This is a genomic window from Pseudomonas sp. LBUM1653, from assembly GCF_059716115.1.
Genome location: NZ_CP166803.1, coordinates 4,714,145 through 4,732,359 on the forward strand (window position 1 = coordinate 4,714,145; position 18,215 = coordinate 4,732,359).

Sequence of the window (18,215 nt, forward strand, 5' to 3'; positions counted from 1 at the left end):
GCGGCAACCTCGACGAGGCTGCCGCTTTGTTGAACCTAGCCTTGTTTCAAGTCCAGGCAATAGGTGTAGTAGCCTGGATCGCGCACGTAGCCCAACGACTCGTACAAATGCTGGGCACTGAAGTTGTCGGTGGCGGTTTCCAGGGTCATGCCTTTGGCTCCCATCAACCGCGCAAAGTCGCGGGCGGTGTTCATCAGCAGCGTTCCAACGCCTTTGCCCCGTGCGGCGGGCGTGGTGAACAGGTCGCCGAGCAGCCAGGTGCGATGTGCGTCGATGGAGGAAAAGGTCGGGAACATCTGCACGAAACCCAGCGCTTCGCCGTTGGTGTCCTCGGCGAAGAAGATCACTGATTCGTCGCGGGCAATGCGTTCGGCGATGAAGTTGCGGGACTGTGGCAGGTTCGAAGGCTGGCCGTAGAAGCCGCGATAGGCGTCGAATAACGGGGCGATTGTGTCGATGTGCGAGGCGTCGGCGCGCAGGGCCAGGATAGCCATGAGAGTGCTCCATTGCGGTCTGGGGGAGTTTGAGCCTAGCAATGGGAATCGAATTTTTCCTGTGGGAGCGAGCCTGCTCGCGAAGGGGCCATGACATTCAACATTGATGTTGACTGGCCCACCGCTTTCGCGAGCAGGCTCGCTCCCACATTGGATTGTGTCAAACCCGCACGTTACGCCCTGGCAACGATGAGCGCTGGCTGTTTTCCCAGTTTTCCACCAGTCCCACCGGCACATCCGACGCCGGCAGCATCTTCACCCCGCGCACCAGATCCGAAGCCCGCTCGGCGAGCATGATGGTCGGCGCATTGAGGTTGCCGTTCGGTTCAGTCGGGAACACCGAAGAGTCGATCACCCTCAACCCTTGGATGCCATGCACCCGCAGCTCGGAATCCACCACCGCCATGTCGTCCTCGCCCATGCGGCACGAGCCACACGGATGGTAAGTGCTTTCGAGGTTGTCACGGACAAAAGCATCGAGGTCTTCATCACTGGTCACCAGCGCACCGGGGGCGATTTCGCCGTCGCGGAAACGGTCCATGGCCTTCTGGCCGATGATCTCCCGGGTCAGGCGGATGCAACGGCGGAAGCCTTCGCGGTCCTCCTCGCGCTCCAGGTAGTTGAAGCGGATTTCCGGGTGCTCGTACGGATCGGCCGATCGTACCCGCACATAGCCACGGCTTTTCGGTTTGTTCGGGCCCGTGAGCACCATGAAACCGTGGCCCTTGATCGGCTTGTTGCCGTCGTAACGCATCGCCGCCGGCAGGAAGTGGAACTGAATGTCCGGCCAGCGCAGGCCCTTCTCGGAGCGGATGAAGCCACCGGCCTCGAAGTGGTTGGTGGCGCCCAGGCCGTCCTTGAACAGCAGCCAGCGCAAACCGATCATCAATTTGCTCAACGGGTCCATCTTGCTGTTGAGCGTCACCGGTTCCTTGCAGCCGAACTGGATGTACACCTCGGCGTGATCCTGCAGGTTCTCCCCTACCCCCGGCAGGTCATGGCGCACGCCGATCCCGGCCTTGCGCAGGACCTCGGCCGGGCCGATGCCGGAGCGTTGCAGCAGGTGCGGCGAACCGATAGGCCCGGATGAGATGAGCACTTCCTTGTTGCAATAGACCTGGTGGGTCTGGCCACCGTGGTCATACATGATGCCCACGGCACGCTTGCCTTCGAGGATCACCTGGCGAGTCATCGCGTGGGTGATCACCGTCAGGTTCGGACGGCCCATGGCCGGGCGCAGGTAAGCATTGGCCGTGGAGCAGCGCACACCGTTTTTCACGGTCATGTGCATCGCCCCGAAACCTTCCTGCATATAGCCGTTGCAGTCTTCGGTCTTGATGTAGCCCGCCTCGGCACCGGCTTCGACCCAGGCCCCGTATAGCGGGTTCTTCATGTTGTTGCCGTTGGTGGTGTGCAGCGGCCCGGTCTGCCCGCGATAGCTGTCACCACCGGACTCGTAGCTTTCGGCACGCTTGAAGTACGGCAGGCAATTCTTGTAACCCCAGCCCTGGGCGCCGAGGGATTCCCATTCGTCGAAATCCAGGGCGTGGCCGCGGATATACACCAGGCCATTGATCGACGACGAACCACCCAGCACCTTGCCCCGTGGGCAATGAATGCGCCGACCGTTGAGGTAAGTTTCCGGCTCGGTTTCGTAGCGCCAGTTGTACTTCTTGGTGTTCATCGGGATCGAGAACGCACTGGGCATCTGGATCACCACGCTCTTGTCGCTGCCGCCGAATTCCAGGACCAGCACCGAGGTGGCCGGGTCTTCGCTCAGGCGGTTGGCCAACACACAACCTGCCGAGCCTGCTCCAATGATGATGTAGTCGTATTTTTGCGTGGTCATTCTTTGCGTGGTCATAGTTATCTCCCGACCGTCGATTCAGTGAATACCGGCAGTGGTTGTTGTTTGTGGGTCAGCGTGTCGCCAGTGGTGTATTGCGGGGAGGTCTTCTCGATCTGCTGGATAACGGTTTCTTCGCGTTTGAGGTCGATCGAGCGGCTCAGCCAGTAGTACGCCAGCCCCGAGACGATCAGCCCCACCAGCCAGGCGATGTCGATGCTGCCCAGCGCCTTGGCCAGCGGCCCGACATACACTTCGCGTTGTTCAACGCCGTCGTAGATGTAGAAGAACGGAATCATCGAGATAAAGCCGATGGCATAGGCGGCGATACCGCGCAGGCCCCAGCTGCCGTAGATGTTGCCGTGGGGCATGAAGAAGTGCGGGATGGCGTAGCGGCCCTTGCGCACGAAGAAGTAGTCCGTGAGGTTGACCGAGGTCCAGGGCACCAGGAAGTAGAGCATCACCACCAGGTAGATGCCGAGCACCGACAGGCCTTTGCCGGAACTCTGGATGCTCAGGGCCACGCCCAGTTGCAGCAGGATCACGAAGGCGATGGCGAGGATCCGCGCCTTGCGGGTCGGCTCGATGTGCTTGATCGAATCGACACAGGTAAGCGTGGTCAGCTTGGCGCTGTAGATGTTCATCGCGATCACCGGCAGGAACGCCAGGATGGTCACCACTACTACCACGGTGCCCATCAGCGGCGACACGGTGTTGCCGACTTGACCCAAGGCCACCAGCACATCGGTTGAATGCAGGTGATCGGCCAGCCAGCCACCGACGGAGATCATCCACGCACCGGACAGCGAAGCGCCGAGAAACACCACGGCAATCAGCTTGCCGCTGGAGGTGTTCTTCGGCAGGTAACGCGAGTAGTCCGACACGTACGGGGCATAGGCGATGTTGTAACTCGCCGCCGCCGCGAACTGCGCGATAAAACCGGTCCAGTTGAAGCCCAGCGGCGCACGGGCCGCTTCGCCCTCGGCGAGCGCCGGCAGTACCGCATCCGGCACCCAGCCCATCAACACCGCCAGGGTCACCAGGCCGTACAGCGGCAGCGACAGGTACAACGCCCATTTGAAGCTGCGGTGCATCCAGTCATGGCCGAGGATCGCCAGCACCGCCGCCGGGATGGTCACCGCCACCGCGATCACCGCGGGGTTGAAACCGAACAGCGTGTGCAGGCCCTGCATCATCAGGACCAGATTGACGATGTTAAACCCGGCGAACACGAACAGCGTCGCCAGCAGCACCAGGATCACCCCGCGGTAACCGAATTGCGCACGGGACTGGATCATCTGTGGCAAGCCGAGGTGCGGGCCTTGCGAACCGTGAAACGCCATGAACAGCGTGCCGAACATGATGCCCAGGGTGCCGGCGAGAGTGGTCCAGAGCGCGGTCAGGCCGACGCTTGGGCCGACGAAGCCGATGGTCATGGTGAAGAAGGTGAAATTGCCGAGGAACCAGAACGGGCCCTGGCTCGACAGTTTGTCGGTGCGCTCGTTCTCGGGGATGAAGTCAATCGAATGCCCCTCGACGACGGATTTGTCGTCGAGGGAGGACACACTCGTGGCGGACTTGGCGTTAGTGTTCATGATGGACTCTTATTGTTGGAAGATCATGACGAGATAACCGCATTCTTCGGGTGAACGACGCCCGGGGAGCCTCCTTGCCGTTCCCGAATTTCAAAGATGCAATTGCTTTCAACTTTGGTGCAAAACCTGTGGGAGCGAGCTTGCTCGCGATGGGGGCGTGACATGCAACATTGATGTTGGCTGACAGTCCGCTATCGCGAGCAAGCTCGCTCCCACAGGGATTGAGTCAACCTTGATTCAAGGCAGCGTGATCCACACCGCCTTGGTTTCGAGCAGGTAATCGAGCTGCTCGGCGCCCAGGTCCTTGCCGAACCCGGACTGCTTGTAGCCACCGAACGGCATCGACGGGTCGAGGGTGCCGTGGGCGTTGACGTAGACCGAGCCGGCCTTGAGGCGTGGTATCAGGCTGTGCACCTTGCCAAGGTCGTTGGAATACAGGGCCGCTGCCAGGCCAAAGGGCGAATCATTGGCCAGGGCCAGCGCCTCTTCTTCATCATCGAACGGTGCGGTCACCAGCACCGGACCGAAGATCTCTTCCTGGACGATGCGCATGTCGTTGCGGCAGTTGGCGAAGATGGTCGGTTCGACGAAGAAGCCAGGGCCATCGACCGGTTGGCCGCCGTAGACCAGTTCGGCGCCTTCAGCCTTGCCGGTCTCGATGTACTCGGTCACGCGCTGCTTTTGCAGGGCCGAAACCAGTGGGCCGATGAAGCAGTCCGGGTCCAGGCCCGGGGCCATTTTCAGGGTGCGTGTGTAGGCGATCAGCTCACGCAGGAATTCGTCGTAGACACTGCTATGAATATAGGCCCGCGTGCCGGCATCGCATACCTGTCCGGAGTTGAAAAACACGCCATTGGCGACCGCTTGTGCTGCCGCCGGAATGTCGGCATCGGCAAACACGATGACCGGTGATTTGCCGCCGAGTTCGAGGGTCAGCCGCTTCATGTCGTCCAGCGCCGCGCGGCCAACGGTACGGCCCACCGGGGTCGAACCGGTGAATGTCAATTTGTCGATGCCGGGGTGGGTAGCCATGGCCGCGCCGACCACGCTGCCACGTCCGGTGACGATGTTGATCACGCCGTCCGGAATGCCTGCTTCCTGCACCAGTTCAGCGAAACGCAGGGCCGACAGCGACGTCAGTTCGGCGGGTTTCACCACCACGGTGCAACCGGTGGCCAGCGCCGCGCCGAGCTTCCAGGCCATGGTTTGCAGCGGGAAGTTCCACGGCACGATGGCGCCGACCACGCCCACCGCTTCCTTGCGCGTATAGGCCAGGTAATTGCCCGGCAGCGAAGGCTCGACGGTACGGCCGTGGAGCTTGGTGGCCCAACCGGCGAAATAGCGCAGGGTATCGACGGTGCCCTGGATGTCGACGTCCTTGGCGAAGGCTACAGACTTGCCCATGTCGATCGATTCGATTTCCGCCAGTTCGGCAGCGTTCTGTTCAATCAAATCCGCCAGGCGCTGGATCAGGCGTTCGCGTTGCGCCGGTTTGGCCTGGCGCCATTCGCCACCGTCGAACTGCGCACGGGCGGCTTGCACGGCGCGGTCCAGGTCATCGGTAGTGCCCATGGGAATGCGGGTGATCAGGCCTTCGGTCGACGGCTCGATGACTTCGGACGTCTGGCCGTCGCTGGCCTCCACCCAGGCGCCGCCGATGAACATTTTCTGCACTTTGCTGAGGAAGGTCTGGGTGGCTTCGCTCACGCCAAACTTCTGCAGGTAACTTTTGACGATCGTGTCCATTTTTGTTCTCTCTGCCCGGCAGTCAGGCACTGCCGGGGTATGTGGTTTCGATGTTCAGGCTCAGCTCTTAAGCCAGCGTCGGTTCACTCTCGGCGGCCGCTCGCACCTTTCCACGCTCGTGGAAGATGAAACCGATGCTGTTGAGCAGCAGTTGCGCGGCGAGGATCGAGGTCATGCCGGTCGGGTCGTACACCGGTGCAACCTCCACCAGGTCCATGCCGACGATGTTGCCTTTACTGCGCTTGGCCAGGGCCTGGATGATTTCCAGCACTTCGTAGTAGAGGAAGCCACCGTGGCTCGGTGTGCCGGTGCCAGGGGCGATGGACGGGTCGAAACCGTCGATGTCGATGGTGATGTAGTAGTTGATGTTCTGCGGGATCAGCGCCAGTACACCTTCGACGCCAAGGCGACGCACATCGCGCACCGAAAGGATCTTCGAGCCGGCTTCGTGGGCCGCTTCGTAGTCGTCGCGGTTGGACGACGAGACGTTGCGAATGCCCATCTGGGTCATGCCGACGATGTGGTTCATTTCCGAGGCGCGGCGCAGCGGGTTGCCGTGGCCGTAGCGAACGCCGTGGCGCTCGTCGACGAAATCCAGGTGCGCATCGAAGTGAATGATGTGGATCGGGCCACGGCCTTCGAAGGCCTTGATCACCGGCGCGTGCACAGAGTGATCGCCGCCGAGCACCACCGGCATCACACCGGCATCGAGGATCTTGCGCACGGCGTATTCGGTGTTCTTGTTACTGGTGGCCATGTCGGTATGGACGATGTCGGCATCACCGACGTCGACCATGCGCACGTCCGACGCCGTGAGGTACATCACGTCGTCTTCGTGGTCATAGGCGCCGGCGTGGCCGAAGGAAAACAGCGTCGATGCTTCGCGAATCCCGCGTGGTCCGAAGCGTGCGCCGGAGCGCCACTGGGTGCCCATGTCGTTGGGCACGCCCAGCACCGCGACGTCGGCATCCAGCGCGTCCCAATCGGTGCACACCGGAGATTTGCCAAAGGTGCAATGACCCACGAATGGCAGGTTCAGACGACCGGATTCATAACCGTTGTTCGACATTTCTAGCCTCTCCACTTCTTGTTATCGGCTTGGCGGACTGCAAGGCGACCGCCGTTGGAAAGACTATGAGCGCAGGTTTTCGTGGAAAAAATGCTAAACATCAGATACTCATATCGGCATTGCCGATGCATCCACAGGCGGGAGGTTCCAGGTGATTCAACTGCACGATGTCGACCTGAAGTTGCTTCGGGTGTTTGCCACAATTGTCCGTTGCGGCGGGTTTTCCGCGGCGCAGGCGGCGTTGAACGCCGGCCAGTCGACCATCAGCGAACAGATGACCCATTTGGAAACCCGCCTGGGGGTCAAGCTCTGCCAGCGCGGGCGCAGTGGCTTTCGCCTGACCGAGCAAGGGGTGGCGATCCATGAAGCCACTCAGCGCCTGCTGTCGGCGGTGGAAAATTTCTGCATGGACGCCGACGTGCTCAAGCAGCACATCAGCGGCAAGCTCAACCTGGGGATCATCGACACCACCATCACCGACCCCGATTCGCCGATCCCGCGCACCACCCAGCGCTTCGTGTCGCGCGGGCATGACGTGCACCTGAACGTGTACGTCGGCACCCCTGCCGAACTGGAGGAACGGGTGCTCGACGGCCGCTTGCACCTGGCCATCGGGCACTTTCCGATCCATCTGCCGGGCCTATTGCAATCGCCGCTGTATCAGGAAGCGCTGGGGTTGTATTGCGGCCGCCGACATCCACTCTACGGGAGCAAGGCCGAAGGTGCCGAACTGCTCGAAGAAGTCGGCGCAGGGCGCATCGTCGTGCGCGGCTACATGCAGCAATACGACCTGGAACACTTGGGCGTGAGCAAGGCAGCGGCCACCGTGGACAATATCGAGGCCTCGGCGATCCTGATCATCTCCGGCGCCTACATGGGTTTCCTGCCCGAGCACTTCGCCTCCCAGTGGCTCAAGTCAGGCGAGATGCATCAACTGGGCCCGGCGAGCCTGCGGCTGAAGTCGCCGTTCGACGTGATCACCCGGCGCGGTGTGGCACCCTCGCCGATCCTGCAGGCGTTCCTTGAGGACCTGGCGGCCAGCGCGCGCAAAACGGCCAGCGGATGACGTGAAGCTCGCCAAACTCAAATTCGCCCCGGCATACTGATTTCCGTTCGCCCATCTTGCAGGCCTGTCATGCGCATCCACGTCACCTTCATCGACCGCGTCGGCATCACCCAGGAAGTGCTGGCCCTGCTCGGCGGGCGCAGCTTCAATCTGGACGCCGTGGAGATGGTGCCGCCGAACGTCTACATCGATGCCCCGACCCTCGGCACCGAAGTGCTGGAAGAGTTGCGCGAGGCATTGTTCGGCGTGTGCGGCGTGCAAGCGGTGACCATGGTCGACATCCTTCCGGGGCAACGTCGGCGCCTGCAACTGGATGCGTTGCTCGCCGCCAGTTCCGACCCGGTGCTGGCGGTGGATGATCGTGGGCACGTGCTGCTGGCCAACCCGGCATTGATCGCCCTGTGCGGTCGCGAACCGGCCGGTGAATCGCTGAGCGCGCTGTTCGACGATGCCGATTTGCAACGCACCTTGATCGCCCACCATTTCCGCCTGCCCATGCACGAGGTCAGCCTCGGCGGCCACACCTTGCTGCTCGATGCCATGCCGATCACCGACGCCGGCGCCCTGCTCACCCTCTATCAACCGAACCGCATCGGCGAACGCCTCTCGGCGCTGCACCATGATCACGCCGAAGGTTTCGATGCGCTGCTTGGTGAATCACCGCCGATCCGCTCGCTCAAGGCCCGCGCGCAACGGGTGGCGGCCCTCGATGCACCGCTGTTGATCCAGGGTGAAACCGGCACCGGCAAGGAACTGGTGGCCCGCGCCTGTCACGCGATCAGCGGTCGCCGTGACAAGCCGTTTCTGGCCCTGAATTGCGCGGCGTTGCCAGAGAGCCTGGCCGAAAGCGAGCTGTTCGGCTACGCCCCCGGCGCGTTCACCGGTGCGCAACGGGGCGGCAAGCTCGGGCTGCTGGAACTGGCCGACCAGGGCACGGTGTTTCTCGACGAAGTCGGCGAGATGTCGCCGTATCTGCAAGCCAAGTTGCTGCGCTTTTTGAGCGATGGCTGCTTCCGTCGGGTCGGTGGCGATCGTGAGGTCAAGGTCAATGTGCGGATCCTCAGTGCGACCCACCGCGACCTGGAAAAAATGGTCAGCGAAGGGCACTTTCGCGAAGACCTGTTCTACCGCCTCAATGTGCTCAACCTGCAAGTACCGCCGTTGCGCGAACGTGGCCACGACATCCTGTTGATGGCCCAGCATTTCATGCAGCAGGCTTGCGCGCAGATCCAGCGCCCGGTCTGTCGCCTGGCCCCCAGCACCTTTCCCGCCCTGCTCGGCAACCGATGGCCGGGTAACGTGCGGCAATTGCAAAACGTGATCTTTCGCGCGGCGGCGATTTGCGAAAACCCGCTGGTGGATATCGATGACCTCGACATTGCCAGAACCGCTGTGGAGCGCCAGAACGATGGTGAGGTGGGCAGCCTTGAAGAGGCTGTCGAAGGGTTTGAAAAGAATCTGCTGGAAAAGCTTTATCGCAGCTATCCGTCCAGCCGCTTGCTCGCAGCGCGGTTGCAAACCTCCCATAGTGCGATTGCCGTTCGGTTGCGCAAGTACGGCATACCCAACAAGTCCTGACTCCGGCAATTCCTGAATCACCCCGGATCCCTGTGGGAGCGAGCTTGCTCGCGATAGCATACTGTCAGTCAACATCATTGTTTTCTGTCACACCGCAATCGCGAGCAAGCTCGCTCCCACAGTGGACGGGTGTATCTGTCGCATTGTGTTCAAATCGATACAGCGTATCGAAATCAAGACAAAAGCCTCTCAACCTATCTAGGCCGGACTTCGGCCCCTTCCCTTCGCTTGCCTGTATTGATTTCAATACGGTAGCCGCGCCTCAAATGGCCTCTTAAAACATTAAGCCATTGATTTAAAACAACTAATCAACCTTGGCACCACCCTTGCTATCTCTCCTCCAGCCAAGCTCGCTACCCACCCACGAGCCTGCCCATCGTCATCCGCCACCTGCAGCGGTTGAGTCCGAACAATGAGGAGTTGATATGAGCGAATTGCGTTTTACCGTCGAACACGAATGGCTGCGCACCGAAGCTGACGGCAGCGTCACGGTCGGCATCACCGCGTTTGCGCAACAGGCGCTGGGGGATGTGGTGTTCGTTCAAGTGCCTGAATTGGGCAGCTTCGACGCCGGTGCTGAAGTGTCGGTCGTGGAATCGGTGAAAGCCGCCAGCAGCATCGGCATGCCGCTGGACGGTGAGGTGCTGCAAGTGAACTCGGCGCTGGACAGCACCCCGGAGCTGGTCAACGAAGACCCACTGGGCCAAGGCTGGTTCTTCCGTTTCAAACCCACTGACGCTGCCGCTGTCGGCCAATTGCTGGATCAGGTCGCCTACGACCGCCTGATCCAAGACCAGACCGACGCGTGAGGACTGCCCATGACCGCCCTCCTCGACACCCGTAACGAATTCATCGCCCGTCACATCGGCCCCCGCGCCGGTGACGAGCAAGCCATGCTCAACACCCTCGGTTTCGACTCCCTCGAAGCCCTGAGCGCCAGCGTCATCCCCGACAGCATCAAGGGTACCAGCGTGCTCGGCCTTGAAGACGGCCTGAGCGAAGCTGACGCACTGGCGATGATCAAAGGTATCGCCAGCAAGAACCAGCTGTTCAAGACCTTCATCGGCCAGGGTTACTACGGCACCCACACGCCGTCGCCGATCCTGCGCAACCTGCTGGAAAACCCGGCCTGGTACACCGCCTACACCCCGTACCAGCCGGAAATTTCCCAGGGCCGCCTCGAAGCGCTGCTGAACTTCCAGACCCTGATCAGCGACCTCACCGGCCTGCCGATCGCCAACGCCTCCTTGCTCGACGAAGCCACCGCCGCCGCCGAAGCCATGACCTTCTGCAAGCGCCTGAGCAAGAACAAGGGCAGCCACCAGTTCTTCGCCTCCGTGCATTGCCACCCGCAAACCCTCGACGTGCTGCGCACCCGTGCCGAGCCGCTGGGCATCGAGGTGGTGGTCGCTGACGAGCGCGAATTGAGCGACGTGACGCCGTTCTTCGGCGCCCTGCTGCAATACCCGGCGAGCAACGGTGATGTGTTCGACTACCGTGCCCTGACCGAACGCTTGCACGCCGCCAACGCCCTGGTGGCCGTGGCCGCCGACCTGCTGGCCCTGACCCTGCTGACGCCACCGGGCGAGTTCGGCGCCGACGTGGCCATCGGCAGCGCGCAACGCTTCGGCGTGCCGCTGGGCTTCGGTGGCCCGCACGCCGCCTACTTCTCCACCAAGGACGCGTTCAAGCGCGACATGCCGGGCCGTCTGGTCGGTGTCTCCGTCGACCGTTTCGGCAAGCCGGCCCTGCGCCTGGCGATGCAAACCCGCGAGCAACACATCCGCCGCGAAAAGGCCACCAGCAACATCTGCACCGCGCAGGTTTTGCTGGCCAACATCGCCAGCATGTACGCCGTGTACCACGGTCCGAAGGGCCTGACGCAAATCGCCAATCGCATTCATCACCTGACCGCGATCCTGGCCAAGGGCTTGAGCGCACTGGGTCTGAGCGTCGAGCAGGAAAACTTCTTCGACACGCTGACGATCAAAACTGGCGCGCACACTGCTGCTTTGCACGATAAAGCGCATACCCAGCAGATAAACCTGCGCGTGGTCGATGCCGAACGCCTGGGCCTGTCCCTCGACGAAACCAGCACCCAGGCTGACGTTGAAACCCTGTGGGCGCTCTTCGCCGCTGGCCAGACCCTGCCGGACTTCGCCGCCCTCGCCGCTGCTACTCAAGCGACTATCCCGGCCGCGCTGGTTCGTCAATCGCCAATCCTCAGCCACCCGGTGTTCAACCGCTATCACTCGGAAACCGAGCTGATGCGCTACCTGCGCAAACTCGCCGACAAGGACCTGGCGCTGGACCGCACCATGATCCCGCTAGGCTCGTGCACCATGAAACTCAATGCCGCCAGCGAAATGATCCCGGTGACCTGGGCCGAATTCGGTGCCCTGCACCCGTTCGCCCCGGCCGAGCAAAGTGCCGGCTACCAGCAACTGACCGATGAACTGGAAGCGATGCTCTGCGCCGCCACCGGTTATGATTCGATTTCGCTGCAACCGAACGCCGGTTCCCAGGGTGAATACGCCGGCCTGCTGGCCATTCGCGCCTACCACCAGAGCCGTGGCGAAGACCGTCGCGACATCTGCCTGATCCCGTCCTCGGCCCACGGCACCAACCCGGCCACCGCCCAGATGGCCGGCATGCGCGTGGTGGTCACCGCCTGCGACGCCCGCGGCAACGTCGACATCGAAGACCTGCGAGCCAAGGCCATCGAGCACCGCGAGCACCTCGCGGCCTTGATGATCACCTACCCGTCGACCCACGGCGTGTTCGAGGAAGGCATCCGCGAAATCTGCGGCATCATTCATGACCACGGCGGCCAGGTGTACATCGACGGCGCCAACATGAACGCCATGGTCGGCCTCTGCGCCCCGGGCAAGTTCGGCGGCGACGTCTCGCACCTGAACCTGCACAAGACCTTCTGCATCCCGCACGGCGGTGGCGGCCCGGGCGTTGGCCCGATTGGCGTCAAGTCGCACCTGGCGCCGTTCCTGCCGGGCCACGCGCACATGGCACGCAAGGAAGGCGCGGTGTGTGCCGCGCCGTTCGGCAGCGCGAGCATTTTGCCGATCACCTGGATGTACATCCGCATGATGGGCGGCGCGGGTCTCAAGCGTGCTTCGCAGCTGGCAATCCTCAATGCCAACTACATTTCCCGCCGCCTCGAAGAGCACTACCCAGTGCTGTACACCGGCAGCAACGGCCTGGTGGCCCACGAGTGCATCCTCGACCTGCGTCCGTTGAAAGACAGCAGCGGCATCAGCGTCGATGACGTGGCCAAGCGCCTGATCGACTTCGGCTTCCACGCCCCGACCATGTCCTTCCCGGTGGCCGGCACCTTGATGATCGAGCCGACCGAAAGCGAATCCAAAGAAGAACTGGACCGCTTCTGCGACGCCATGATCCGTATCCGCGAAGAAATCCGCGCGGTGGAAAACGGCACCCTGGACAAGGACGACAACCCACTGAAAAACGCCCCGCACACCGCGGCGGAGCTGGTGGGCGAGTGGTCGCATCCGTACAGCCGTGAGCAGGCGGTTTATCCACTGGACACCTTGATCGACGGCAAATACTGGCCGCCGGTCGGTCGTGTCGACAACGTCTTTGGCGACCGCAACCTGATCTGCGCCTGTCCATCGATTGCCGACTACCAGTACGCCTAAGAACACCGCATCCCCCTGTAGGAGCTGGCTTGCTAGCGATGCAATCACCTCGGTCTAAACGTTTCACCGCGTTGATTCCATCGCTAGCAAGCCAGCTCCTACAGGTGTGCGTCACCCTATTTCAGAACGACAGAGGACTTTCACCATGTTCAGCACCCTTTTTAGCAAGCAGGACCAGATCAAAGGCTACGACGACGAACTGCTGGCGGCGATGAACGCCGAGGACGCGCGGCAAGAGCACCACATCGAGCTGATCGCTTCGGAGAACTACACCAGCCAACGGGTCATGGAGGCGCAAGGCAGCGGCCTGACCAACAAGTACGCCGAAGGTTATCCGGGCAAGCGCTATTACGGCGGTTGCGAACACGTCGACGTGGTTGAGCAACTGGCCATCGACCGCGCCAGGCAACTGTTCGGCGCCGACTACGCCAACGTCCAGCCGCACTCCGGCAGCCAGGCCAACGCGGCGGTGTACCTGGCGTTGCTGCAGGCTGGCGACACCGTGCTGGGCATGAGCCTGGCCCACGGCGGTCACCTGACCCACGGTGCCAAGGTGAGTTTTTCCGGCAAGCTCTACAACGCCGTGCAATACGGCATCGACACCGCGACCGGGTTGATCAACTACGACGAAGTCGAACGTCTGGCCGTCGAGCACCAGCCGAAAATGATCATCGCCGGCTTCTCCGCTTACTCCAAGACCCTGGACTTCCCGCGTTTCCGTGAGATCGCCGACAAGGTCGGCGCCTATCTGTTCGTCGACATGGCCCACGTCGCCGGGCTGGTGGCCACCGGTCTGTACCCGAACCCACTGCCCTACGCCGACGTGGTCACCACCACGACCCACAAGACCCTGCGCGGTCCACGCGGGGGCCTGATCCTGGCCAGGGCCAATCCTGAGCTTGAGAAAAAGCTCAATGCGGCCGTATTCCCCGGCGGCCAGGGCGGCCCGCTGATGCATGTGATCGCCGCCAAGGCCGTGTGCTTCAAGGAAGCACTGGAGCCGGCGTTCAAGACGTATCAGGCGCAAGTGATCCGCAACGCCCAGGCGATGGCGCAGGTCTTTATCGAGCGCGGTTATGACGTGGTGTCCGGTGGCACCGACAACCATCTGTTCCTGGTCAGCCTGATCCGCCAGGGCCTGACCGGCAAGGACGCCGACGCCGCCCTGGGCCGTGCCGGTATCACCGTGAACAAGAACGCCGTGCCCAACGATCCGCAGTCGCCGTTTGTGACCTCTGGCCTGCGCATCGGTACGCCGGCGATCACCAGCCGTGGGTTCAAGGAAGCCCAGAGCATTGAGCTGGCCGGCTGGATCTGCGACATCCTCGATCATCTCGGCGATGCCGATGTCGAGGCTCAAGTCGCCCGCCAGGCCGCGGCGATGTGCAGCGATTTCCCGGTCTACCGCGACTGATCGCACAACACAAAACCTGTGGGAAAACTTGTGGGAGCGAGCCTGCTCGCGAAGGCGGAGTGTCAGTCGACATCAGTCTGGATGTTCCACCGTCTTCGCGAGCAGGCTCGCTCCCACAGTTCCGGTTCTTGTCTGACAGACCTTGGGAAATTCTATGAACACAGTGCAAGTCGGCACCAAACTGCGCGGTGCGGAAAAGGTCGCGCGGATTCCAGTGAAAATCATCCCCACCGATGAGTTCCCGCGCAAACCCGACTGGATCCGGGTGCGCATGCCGACCTCCCCCGAGGTCGACCGGATCAAGCAATTGCTGCGCAAACACAAGCTGCACAGCGTTTGCGAGGAAGCCTCGTGCCCGAATCTGGGCGAGTGTTTTTCCGGGGGTACCGCGACCTTCATGATCATGGGTGACATCTGCACCCGTCGCTGCCCGTTCTGCGATGTCGGCCACGGGCGTCCGAAACCGCTGGACGTCGATGAACCGAGCAACCTGGCGGTGGCCATCGCTGAACTGCGTCTGAAGTATGTGGTGATCACCTCGGTGGACCGCGACGATTTGCGCGACGGTGGCGCCCAACATTTTGTCGACTGCCTGCGCGAAATCCGCAAGCTGTCGCCGGGCATTCAACTGGAAACCCTGGTGCCGGACTATCGCGGACGGATGGACGTCGCCCTGGCAATTACCGCCCTCGAGCCGCCGGATGTGTTCAACCACAACCTGGAAACCGTGCCGCGCCTGTACAAGGCCGCGCGGCCGGGCTCGGATTTCGAGTGGTCGCTGGATCTGCTGCAGAACTTCAAGCAGCGGGTGCCGCAGGTTCCAACCAAATCCGGGCTGATGCTGGGCCTTGGCGAAACCGACGAAGAAGTCATCGAGGTCATGCAGCGCATGCGCGAGCACGATATCGACATGCTCACCCTCGGCCAGTACCTGCAACCGTCGCGCAGCCACTTGCCGGTCCAGCGTTTCGTGCACCCGGATGTGTTTGCGTGGTTTGCCGAGGAAGGAGCGCGGATGGGGTTCAAGAACGTCGCGTCCGGGCCATTGGTGCGTTCGTCGTATCATGCCGACCAACAACTTCATGGAGGTGTAGCGGGTTTCAAGCCATGATGAAGTGACATGTCATGGATTTCCGGAGGCCCGACCCGATGCCCTTTGCAGCTCGATCATCGCTTCTGCTTTTAAGTCTTGCCTTGCCGTGCCTCGCCGGTGCCGAACCGAAGCCCGAGCACATGGTGTATCTGCGCACGATCGATCCGGGTATCGAGCAAGACATCCGCTATGCCAGCGCCCACAACTTCACCGGGCACCCGCTTGAGGGTTACGAAGCGCCCGAATGCTTGCTGTCGCAGGACGCCGCCAAAGCCCTCGCCCGCGTGCAAACGGCATTGCGGGCGCAAGGCTATGGCTTGAAGGTATTCGATTGCTATCGCCCCAGCCGCGCGGTCGCGGACATGGGGCGCTTCGCCACGGAGCCGGGCGACCCGCGCAAGGCTGAATTCTATCCACGGGTAGACAAGCAGGACTTCTGGCGCCTGGGCTATGTGGCGCGGGTATCCAATCACTCCAAAGGCGGCACCGTCGACCTGAGCATGACGGGACCGGGCGCCCTGCCCGCCGACACCTGGACGCCGTCAGCCACGCCAGTCGATTGCACGGCGCCTTATGGTCAGCGCTGGCACGACGGCGCAGTCGACATGGGCACCGGTTTTGATTGCTTCGATGAGCGCGCGCATGCCGATTCGACGCTGATCAATGCGACGGCCATGGAAAATCGCCAGCGACTGACCCGCGCCATGGAGCAGGAGGGATTTATCGGGTACTCCGCCGAGTGGTGGCACTTCACTTATACCCGGGATGCTGCGTTGAAGACCGTCATGAACTTCCCCATAACCCCGCCGACACCATGAACAGTCTTGCCAAAATCTGCGCATTGCTGATCCTGCTGCTGCCCTGTAGCGCGATGGCGCAAGGGCTTGACGGTAGTGGTCAGTTGATCGTGGTCACCAGCAAGAACTGGGATGACATCCAGGGCAGCGCCCAACGTTATGAACGGCACGGCAGCACCTTCGAAAAAGTCGAAGCGCCGTTTGCGGTGGTTCTTGGAAAACACGGCATGGGCTGGGGCAAGGGACTGCTCGACACTCAGCAACTTCCGGGGCCGGTGAAACAGGAGGGCGATGGAAAGGCGCCAGCCGGGATTTTCCAACTGGGTACAGCGTTTGGATACGACGCTTCAGCTGAGACCCGCCTGCCCTACCTCGCGCTTGGCCCGAGCATCGAATGCGTGGATGACAGTCAGTCTACTCGTTACAACGAACTGGTCGACGGCTCCACGATTGCCAAAGACTGGAACAGCTCGGAACGCATGCACCGCGGTGACGACTTGTATCGCCAGGGCATTTTCATCCACCACAACACGCCGGCTTCCCCCGCCGCCGGGTCGTGCATTTTCTTTCACATCTGGCGTGGCCCCACGACACCGACCCGTGGCTGCACCGCCATGGCCCCAGCGGATATCGCCCGCTTGTTCAGCTGGCTGGACCCACGCCAGTCCCCGCTACTGGTGCAATTGCCCGAGGCGCAGTACGAGCAGTTGCGGGAACGCTGGCGCCTGCCACCGCGCTGACCCCAAGCGAGCGCCTGGCCAGGCGGATCTTGCCCAGCGTTTCGACAAAGGGCGTGACGATCAGGCTGTAGAGGGTCAGGTAACGCCCATGATCCGCTTCGCCGGTGCCGAAGCGGATGGGCTCCGGTTGCGTTTGGGTGACGTACAGCGTGCCGAACATCCAGTCCCACAGTGAAAGGTTGACCCCGAAGTTCTTGTTGAAGTGCCGCGGTGCGTCGCTGTGGTGAATCTGGTGCTGGGCCGGGCTGTTCAGCACGTGCTCGACCCGCGGCCCGAAGGACAGCCAGACATGACTGTGGCGCAGATTGGCCGCCAGGGCGTTGAGGATGAACACCATGTAGGTCACGCCGAACAGCGTGTAACGGCTGATCTCTCCGCCGCAGGCATACCAGAAAAGACCGGCAAAGGCGCTGATGAACACGAGGTCGGTCAACCGCGCGACCACCTTCTCGAGGAAATGCACCCGGCTCGCCGTCACCGGCACCAGCACCGTCGCCGAATGATGGACCTTGTGGAATGCCCACAGGTAGCGGGAATGGAAAGCGCGGTGGGCCCAGTAATGGATGAAGTCCTGCAGCAAAAACACGCCCAATCCATAGAGCAAGGACAAGGCCAGGTGCTCCTCGATCTGCACCCGCGCGCCCCACAGTTGAGTGAAAAAGCGGACGTAGTCCCCGGAGCGCAACACGTAGGGATCCACCAGCCCGACGATGGGCACCACCAACACGACCTTGAGGATTGCGCGCACGAAGTAGTAGCGGTAATCGAGCAGCGCCGAGGGATGAAAATGCACGCGGTTGCCGCCGATGAACTGCCAGAAGGTGTGCGCGTCCGTCAGCCCGCGGGATCTGCGCCAGCGGAACAGGCCGTAAGCCACGGCGTAGGAGGTGAAAAGAAAGGCCACACAGAGACGGCCATTCAGGTCGAAGAGCCCCAGGAACTGATCGCTGACAGGCGCAATCAGCCACCGGTACAGGTACTGGTCGATCGGTGCGAGAACATCCATGAAAAGGCTGCCCCCTGCTGAAGTAGAGCGTTGTGTGTCGGTTCGAAAAAATGCTTTGCGCAGGAGCACGGCAAGCCGGCTCTTGCGATATGTGATT

General features: G+C 62.0%; 14 protein-coding genes. 8 read left to right on the forward strand and 6 right to left on the reverse strand.

What is annotated here, in order from left to right:
• Positions 1-35 precede the first annotated feature (35 nt).
• From ACA054_RS21185 to speB, 5 genes are all read right to left on the reverse strand, one after another.
• The gene (locus ACA054_RS21185) at positions 36-494 is read right to left on the reverse strand and encodes a GNAT family N-acetyltransferase (protein ID WP_497686017.1); all 459 of its coding nucleotides are present in this window, start codon (positions 492-494) and stop codon (positions 36-38) included.
• Positions 495-654: 160 nt separating this feature from the next.
• A complete protein-coding gene (gene betA / locus ACA054_RS21190) occupies positions 655-2,343 on the reverse strand; it encodes a choline dehydrogenase (RefSeq protein ID WP_497690353.1) in 1,689 nt (562 codons plus the stop codon).
• Between the two features lie 17 nt (positions 2,344-2,360).
• Positions 2,361-3,935, reverse strand: coding sequence for a purine-cytosine permease family protein (locus tag ACA054_RS21195; RefSeq protein WP_497686018.1), 1,575 nt, complete (start codon positions 3,933-3,935; stop codon positions 2,361-2,363).
• 237 nt (positions 3,936-4,172) lie between these two features.
• Positions 4,173-5,681 (reverse strand): aldehyde dehydrogenase family protein, encoded by a 1,509-nt coding sequence (locus tag ACA054_RS21200; RefSeq protein WP_497686019.1) that lies wholly within the window; start codon positions 5,679-5,681, stop codon positions 4,173-4,175.
• Between the two features lie 67 nt (positions 5,682-5,748).
• Entirely contained in the window at positions 5,749-6,750 is a 1,002-nt protein-coding gene (speB, locus tag ACA054_RS21205) for an agmatinase (RefSeq protein WP_497686020.1), read from the reverse strand.
• 151 nt (positions 6,751-6,901) lie between these two features.
• Between speB and ACA054_RS21210 the strand changes: the two genes are divergently transcribed.
• The 8 genes from ACA054_RS21210 to ACA054_RS21245 all read left to right on the forward strand — a co-directional run bounded on the left by ACA054_RS21210 (position 6,902) and on the right by ACA054_RS21245 (position 17,112).
• Positions 6,902-7,816: a LysR family transcriptional regulator gene (locus ACA054_RS21210; protein ID WP_497686021.1), complete on the forward strand. Its 915-nt coding sequence runs from the start codon at positions 6,902-6,904 to the stop codon at positions 7,814-7,816.
• Between the two features lie 69 nt (positions 7,817-7,885).
• Complete coding sequence (gene gcsR, locus ACA054_RS21215; protein WP_497686022.1) at positions 7,886-9,394, forward strand: transcriptional regulator GcsR; 1,509 nt, start codon at positions 7,886-7,888, stop codon at positions 9,392-9,394.
• A gap of 425 nt (positions 9,395-9,819) precedes the next feature.
• The gene (gcvH, locus tag ACA054_RS21220; RefSeq protein WP_497686023.1) at positions 9,820-10,203 is read left to right on the forward strand and encodes a glycine cleavage system protein GcvH; all 384 of its coding nucleotides are present in this window, start codon (positions 9,820-9,822) and stop codon (positions 10,201-10,203) included.
• A 9-nt stretch (positions 10,204-10,212) separates the two neighbouring features.
• Positions 10,213-13,068 (forward strand): aminomethyl-transferring glycine dehydrogenase, encoded by a 2,856-nt coding sequence (gcvP, locus tag ACA054_RS21225; protein ID WP_497686024.1) that lies wholly within the window; start codon positions 10,213-10,215, stop codon positions 13,066-13,068.
• A gap of 145 nt (positions 13,069-13,213) precedes the next feature.
• A complete protein-coding gene (gene glyA / locus ACA054_RS21230; RefSeq protein WP_497686025.1) occupies positions 13,214-14,482 on the forward strand; it encodes a serine hydroxymethyltransferase in 1,269 nt (422 codons plus the stop codon).
• A 154-nt stretch (positions 14,483-14,636) separates the two neighbouring features.
• A complete protein-coding gene (gene lipA, locus ACA054_RS21235; RefSeq protein WP_497686026.1) occupies positions 14,637-15,593 on the forward strand; it encodes a lipoyl synthase in 957 nt (318 codons plus the stop codon).
• A 38-nt stretch (positions 15,594-15,631) separates the two neighbouring features.
• Positions 15,632-16,393, forward strand: coding sequence for a M15 family metallopeptidase (locus ACA054_RS21240; RefSeq protein WP_497686027.1), 762 nt, complete (start codon positions 15,632-15,634; stop codon positions 16,391-16,393).
• Positions 16,390-17,112: a L,D-transpeptidase family protein gene (locus ACA054_RS21245; RefSeq protein ID WP_497686028.1), complete on the forward strand. Its 723-nt coding sequence runs from the start codon at positions 16,390-16,392 to the stop codon at positions 17,110-17,112. Before ACA054_RS21240 ends, ACA054_RS21245 begins: the two co-directional genes overlap by 4 nt.
• Here the strand turns inward: ACA054_RS21245 and ACA054_RS21250 are convergent.
• Complete coding sequence (locus ACA054_RS21250) at positions 17,015-18,118, reverse strand: sterol desaturase family protein (RefSeq protein ID WP_497686029.1); 1,104 nt, start codon at positions 18,116-18,118, stop codon at positions 17,015-17,017. The genes ACA054_RS21245 and ACA054_RS21250 overlap by 98 nt on opposite strands.
• Between the last annotated feature and the right edge of the window lie 97 nt (positions 18,119-18,215).

Excerpts from the sequence above, each read along its gene's own strand:
- ACA054_RS21185 (WP_497686017.1), bottom strand. The coding sequence starts at position 494 with ATGGCTATCCTGGCCCTGCGCGCCGACGCCTCGCACATCGACACAATC.
- betA (WP_497690353.1), bottom strand. The coding sequence starts at position 2,343 with ATGACCACGCAAAAATACGACTACATCATCATTGGAGCAGGCTCGGCA.
- ACA054_RS21195 (WP_497686018.1), bottom strand. The coding sequence starts at position 3,935 with ATGAACACTAACGCCAAGTCCGCCACGAGTGTGTCCTCCCTCGACGAC.
- ACA054_RS21200 (WP_497686019.1), bottom strand. The coding sequence starts at position 5,681 with ATGGACACGATCGTCAAAAGTTACCTGCAGAAGTTTGGCGTGAGCGAA.
- speB (WP_497686020.1), bottom strand. The coding sequence starts at position 6,750 with ATGTCGAACAACGGTTATGAATCCGGTCGTCTGAACCTGCCATTCGTG.
- gcsR (WP_497686022.1), top strand. The coding sequence starts at position 7,886 with ATGCGCATCCACGTCACCTTCATCGACCGCGTCGGCATCACCCAGGAA.
- gcvH (WP_497686023.1), top strand. The coding sequence starts at position 9,820 with ATGAGCGAATTGCGTTTTACCGTCGAACACGAATGGCTGCGCACCGAA.
- gcvP (WP_497686024.1), top strand. The coding sequence starts at position 10,213 with ATGACCGCCCTCCTCGACACCCGTAACGAATTCATCGCCCGTCACATC.
- glyA (WP_497686025.1), top strand. The coding sequence starts at position 13,214 with ATGTTCAGCACCCTTTTTAGCAAGCAGGACCAGATCAAAGGCTACGAC.
- lipA (WP_497686026.1), top strand. The coding sequence starts at position 14,637 with ATGAACACAGTGCAAGTCGGCACCAAACTGCGCGGTGCGGAAAAGGTC.
- ACA054_RS21240 (WP_497686027.1), top strand. The coding sequence starts at position 15,632 with ATGCCCTTTGCAGCTCGATCATCGCTTCTGCTTTTAAGTCTTGCCTTG.
- ACA054_RS21245 (WP_497686028.1), top strand. The coding sequence starts at position 16,390 with ATGAACAGTCTTGCCAAAATCTGCGCATTGCTGATCCTGCTGCTGCCC.
- ACA054_RS21250 (WP_497686029.1), bottom strand. The coding sequence starts at position 18,118 with ATGGATGTTCTCGCACCGATCGACCAGTACCTGTACCGGTGGCTGATT.